Here is a 4,853-nt window from a genome sequence, read left to right on the forward strand (position 1 = left end):
GTGGCTCCAGGCCGAGCGCAATCTGGATATTAACGTCAAAAATGATGAATCGCATGCCACGGAAAAAAATCGTACCCAGTTTGTAGGTGAAAATGAAACCTTACGGGTGGTGAAAAATCAGCAGGCGGGCGTTAAAGGGGACGTCATTTGCCTGACGGGTAACAGTCGCAGCGATAAAGTGGTTAACAACTTTATTATTTCAGCGGGCAATACGTTGAGGCTGGAGTGTGGTGAAAGCGCCATTGAATTATCAAAAGATGGCAGCGTTAATATCATTGGTAATAACTTTAACTTCACCGCAAAACAGAACGCGCAGATAAACACGCTTGGCGGTGAACTGCATCTGAATCCTGCCGGTGGAAGCAATGCCATCGATCCTCCTGGGTCATCCCATCAGAGTGAAATCCAGCAGGAAGTGGATAGTTTTTTTGTTATTAATGCCAACAAATAAAAGTAACTCGTATGGCGGAATATACTCTCCAGGAAGCTACGCTGGCATTACCAGATGTATATAAAGAAAGAACCATGAATTTATTTACCCTGAGCGAAAATGGTGCCAGTGAGTTTACTTTTGTTGTGTCTCGTGCCTCTAAAAAATAATGAAGGACTGCATGACGTGACAACGCGTCTGGTGCTAAGCCGAATACATCGTTTGAGGTTATCAGCAGGTCAGATGAACCTGGAATAATGAATATGGAATTAAAGGAAAGACCATGATCGACCTTCATTCCGAAGACACAGTAATCAATCATTATGCTAATCGCTATCATACATACCTGCCAGTTAATGTCCGTAAGGCAATTAGAAGCAACAGTATTGATAATTTGAGTTCTTCACAAGCCTGGGATGCAACTTTACCTTTAATTACGACTGAAGATGTTTCACGTGATAAAGCGCTTGGGGCGCTTGTGGGACTGGCTGTTGGGGACGCCGTCGGCACCACTCTTGAGTTTAAGAAAAGAGACAGTGAACATGTAGCGGATATGATTGGTGGCGGACCTTTTCAATTAAAACCTGGTGAATGGACAGATGATACGTCCATGGCATTATGTCTGGCAGAGACTTATCTTTCAGAAAACAGAATGCACACCGATGTGCTTAGAAAATATCTCCTGAAATGGTATCTTGACGGAGAGAATAGCAGTAATGGTCGGTGCTTCGATATCGGGAATACGACGCGATTCGCACTTGAACAGTATATGCGTGTCGGACCTTCCTGGTATGGTAATACAGAGAAACACACTGCTGGTAATGCTGGGGTTATTCGTCAAGCTCCGGTGTCTATCTTTCGTCGAAAATCGCTGCGTGCGATTTACTTCGAATCCCAGGCTCAGAGTCGAGCAACGCATGGCGCGGTAGAGTCAATTAACGCATGCCAATTTCTCGGATTGGTATTGCACTATTTAATTAACGGTTATCAAAAAGAAGAAACTTTTTCGCCTCATGTTTTCCCACTGTGCGCGCGTGTAATGATCATAAATGCGGGCGAGTATAAACAAAAAACTCGCGACCAGATTCGTTCAAGTGGTTACGTTATTGATACGCTTGAGGCCGCGATGTGGTCCGTATGGAATACGGATAATTTCCGTGATGCCATTCTACTGGCAGCTAATCTTGCCGATGATGCTGACAGCGTTGCCGCGACGGCGGGACAAATCGCGGGGGCATTATATGGTTATTCCGGTATTCCGCAGGAGTGGAAAAACAGACTCGTACAGCACGAACGTATCGCCAAAATGGCAGGTGAGCTGTTCGATAGAGCTCCAGAGGATAATTTCTTATAATTATATTAGTCATCTGGTACGGGTATTGTAGCGTGCCTTTTTCTTTGTCTGTACCTAATGGTTTGTTAGTTAAAAGCATCCCTGCGTGATAAAAATTGGAAAATACAGATTCTTCGACAAGAGAATAGTACTTCTTTGCCCGCGCTTGATACTTGGTCAGTGAAAGATGTACCCTACCAGACAAAAGGTGGGGCAATACAAATGCTTTCAAGCGAAAAGGATATATTTAGGTTGACTCATGAGTAAAGAAAGTTACACCGCGCTGGATTATATCAATGATGCTATTGATGCAATCAATCATCGATTGGAACAAAACCCTACATTTTCTTTATATATAATGGCAAAGAATCAGTTGGATTATATAAGATCCATTCTAACGGGTGCTGAAAAAGATAAAAGTAAATTACACACATTGAATCCTGGAGTGCTTGCGTCCAAAGAGTTTGATACTACCGATGCCGAGCTTGCTCAGCATTTGTCCAATGCTAATTATATAGCTTCTCAGATGGGGCAAGGATTGAAGGTTATTCTCCCCCATGAGCAAGACGTCGAGTACTTGAAAAGGCAAAAGAGATATCGCAAGTGATGAGCAACTTTTGATTAAAGTTTTAAATGTAATCATCCTGGTTAGAATTACCACGGGAAAATGGGGGCATAACTTGCTATCATGTGTAATGTTTTAAGACAATTCGATTCACTGCAATGAATGAAATAACAATCTTTGGTTATGTTGAAAGAGCATTGGTTATAGCACAAAAGAGATATGCTGAGGTCAAAAATCTTAACCCTCATAACCAGCTTTTACAAATGTACGACTCTATTGTACAACAATTATTATATTTACGGGATTTAATAGAAGGTAAGGAAAAGGATAAGGCAAAATTATGGAAAATGACGTTCGGTATGTATGCAGTGAAGGAGTTTGAAAATTCTGATGAGTTGTTTTTTGAAAGGTTGTCGGATGCTTGGTTTATTGTGGATCAAATCCGCCGAGGATTAAAGGTTAGGTTGCCGCATGAGGTTGACGCCAATTACAGAACAAAGCAACAAAAGCTCAATAAGAAATATCCTGATGAGTTTTAGTGCTGGGTGTTAAATATTTTTATTATGGGTGAATGGTGATTGATTTACATGCTAATTTGAATGTATTGTTAAAATATGTAGATAGATATCGTAAGTACTTACCTATTAGCAGTCCTTCAGTCCAGCGGAGGATGCAGTATGAATATAATGATAAACCATTAGCATCATCTTTTGATTGCGATGCACAACAAAAATGGGATTTAACACCATTATGTAACATCTCGCTTGCGGAATCACGGGATCGCGCGATAGGTGCGCTTATTGGTCTTGCGGTCGGGGATGCTGTAGGCACCACACTCGAATTTCTACCACGTGACAGAGCACACGTTAAGGATATGACAGGGGGTGGGCCATTTCGACTGCGCGCAGGCGAATGGACGGATGATACTTCCATGGCATTATGCCTTGCGGAAACTCTTCTTGAGAAAGGTGATGCTGATACTATATTCTTTAGGAATAAACTTCTGGCATGGTATCAGCATGGTTATAACAGTTCAAATGGTGTCTGTTTTGATATAGGGAATACAACTCGATTTGCTTTAGAACAATATTTGGCTATTGGTCCTGGCTGGAGCGGTAATACTTCACCAGAAACTGCAGGTAATGCATCCATTATCAGGCAAGCACCTGTCTCTATTTTTTTTAGAAAGTCATTAAGCAAATCATTTTATGAATCCAAAAAACAAAGTATTGCTACACATGGTGCATCGGAAGCAATAAATAGCACACAGTATTTAAACTATTTACTTGTATATATGATTAATGGGAGCAACAAAGAATTTGTTTTCGCTCCACATATTATGCCGCTCCAGCCACGTGTAATGATTATTAATGCGGGCGAGTATAAGCAAAAAACTCGTGACCAGATTCGTTCAAGTGGTTACGTTATTGATACGCTTGAGGCCGCGATGTGGTCCGTATGGAACACGGATAATTTCCGAGATGCCATTCTACTGGCCGCTAATCTTGCTGATGATGCTGACAGCGTTGCCGCGACGGCGGGACAAATCGCGGGGGCATTATATGGTTATTCCGGTATTCCGCAGGAATGGAAAAACAAACTCGTACAGCACGAACGTATCGCCAAAATGGCAGGTGAACTGTTCGATAGAGCTCCTGAGGATAATTTCTTATAATTATATTAGTCATCTGGTACGGGTATTGTACCGTGCCTTTTTCTTAGTCTGTACCTAATGGTTTGTTAGTTAAAAGCATCCCTGCGTGATAAAAATTGGAAAATACAGATTCTTCGAGAAGAGAAGATAGTCAATCAACGGTTCGGGCCAATATTACGCCTGGTAGTAAAATCTCTCGCCGCGTTAAGCTGTATCTTGTTGTTTTGACAATGCCTGGAGAACAATATGTATAAATGTGGTACGTTATGATTCATTGGCTTTTCTTTATTCTCTTCATGATTTGGACGCTAGCGCTTATCTGGAATGGAAAAGACTTATTCAGTAAAAAACAGTGGTGCCTTACCGGATTGATGTTCGTTCTGGTGCTAGTGGCTACGGTTGTTATTGGTTTTACGTTGAAATGGTTTGCTCAGTCAATGTCATTATTCTCCGTCGCAACGGCGAAACACTATTCGATTATCTTTTCCATGTCTTTCCTGTGCGTATGGGGACTAAAAGTTACCGTTGTGCTGCTCTGCACGATCTTCTCCGGGATTACTGGAGGGCACAAAAAATACAATGCTGAAAATTATGAAGCAATATCGTCTATAACACGCGTCGTTGCGCCTGGCTTACTTATCGTTGCTAAAAGCGTAGTTTCCCTGGGCAGCGTCCTTATGTTTTCAGGTTTATGGCTTAAATAATCACGATTTAAAAAATATCTCAATGAACACCGAGATTAGTCCATAGTGGAATATCGATTATGCTCAACCGAATTATCGTCCAGCTCCCGGTCGAGGGGCTGCTCTTCTGGAAACTCTCCGGCCGCGAGGCGATGTCCGAGTCGTTCGCCCTGACGCTGACCCTGCTC

The 4,853-nt window shown here is 42.1% G+C and carries 8 protein-coding genes; all 8 read left to right on the forward strand.

Features of this window, described 5'->3' with window-relative positions; translation table 11 throughout:
* Positions 1–451, forward strand: a 451-nt coding sequence (locus EKN83_RS23055) for a bacteriophage T4 gp5 trimerisation domain-containing protein (RefSeq protein ID WP_409513614.1), incomplete at its 5' end; no start/stop codon positions are given.
* A gap of 11 nt (positions 452–462) precedes the next feature.
* Positions 463–600: a DcrB-related protein gene (locus tag EKN83_RS23060; RefSeq protein ID WP_260591353.1), complete on the forward strand. Its 138-nt coding sequence runs from the start codon at positions 463–465 to the stop codon at positions 598–600.
* A 113-nt stretch (positions 601–713) separates the two neighbouring features.
* Positions 714–1,784, forward strand: a complete 1,071-nt coding sequence (tri1, locus tag EKN83_RS23065; protein ID WP_094919690.1) for an ADP-ribosylarginine hydrolase Tri1 — start codon at positions 714–716, stop codon at positions 1,782–1,784.
* A 108-nt stretch (positions 1,785–1,892) separates the two neighbouring features.
* Complete coding sequence (locus EKN83_RS23070; RefSeq protein WP_260591354.1) at positions 1,893–2,030, forward strand: polymorphic toxin type 46 domain-containing protein; 138 nt, start codon at positions 1,893–1,895, stop codon at positions 2,028–2,030.
* Complete coding sequence (locus EKN83_RS23075; RefSeq protein WP_126801781.1) at positions 2,023–2,370, forward strand: immunity protein Tsi6 family protein; 348 nt, start codon at positions 2,023–2,025, stop codon at positions 2,368–2,370. The genes EKN83_RS23070 and EKN83_RS23075 overlap by 8 nt, the downstream gene beginning before the upstream one ends.
* A 116-nt stretch (positions 2,371–2,486) precedes the next feature.
* Positions 2,487–2,867: an immunity protein Tsi6 family protein gene (locus EKN83_RS23080; protein WP_126801782.1), complete on the forward strand. Its 381-nt coding sequence runs from the start codon at positions 2,487–2,489 to the stop codon at positions 2,865–2,867.
* A 35-nt stretch (positions 2,868–2,902) separates the two neighbouring features.
* Positions 2,903–4,003 (forward strand): ADP-ribosylarginine hydrolase Tri1, encoded by a 1,101-nt coding sequence (gene tri1, locus EKN83_RS23085; RefSeq protein WP_409513615.1) that lies wholly within the window; start codon positions 2,903–2,905, stop codon positions 4,001–4,003.
* 245 nt (positions 4,004–4,248) lie between these two features.
* Complete coding sequence (locus EKN83_RS23090) at positions 4,249–4,686, forward strand: hypothetical protein (protein ID WP_240517213.1); 438 nt, start codon at positions 4,249–4,251, stop codon at positions 4,684–4,686.
* The last annotated feature ends 167 nt before the right edge of the window (positions 4,687–4,853 follow it).

This window comes from Enterobacter sp. WCHEn090032 (assembly GCF_003986875.1).
Lineage (GTDB): Bacteria > Pseudomonadota > Gammaproteobacteria > Enterobacterales > Enterobacteriaceae > Enterobacter > Enterobacter sichuanensis.

Excerpts from the sequence above, each read along its gene's own strand:
- EKN83_RS23060 (WP_260591353.1), top strand. The coding sequence starts at position 463 with ATGGCGGAATATACTCTCCAGGAAGCTACGCTGGCATTACCAGATGTA.
- EKN83_RS23075 (WP_126801781.1), top strand. The coding sequence starts at position 2,023 with ATGAGTAAAGAAAGTTACACCGCGCTGGATTATATCAATGATGCTATT.
- EKN83_RS23080 (WP_126801782.1), top strand. The coding sequence starts at position 2,487 with ATGAATGAAATAACAATCTTTGGTTATGTTGAAAGAGCATTGGTTATA.
- tri1 (WP_094919690.1), top strand. The coding sequence starts at position 714 with ATGATCGACCTTCATTCCGAAGACACAGTAATCAATCATTATGCTAAT.
- EKN83_RS23090 (WP_240517213.1), top strand. The coding sequence starts at position 4,249 with ATGATTCATTGGCTTTTCTTTATTCTCTTCATGATTTGGACGCTAGCG.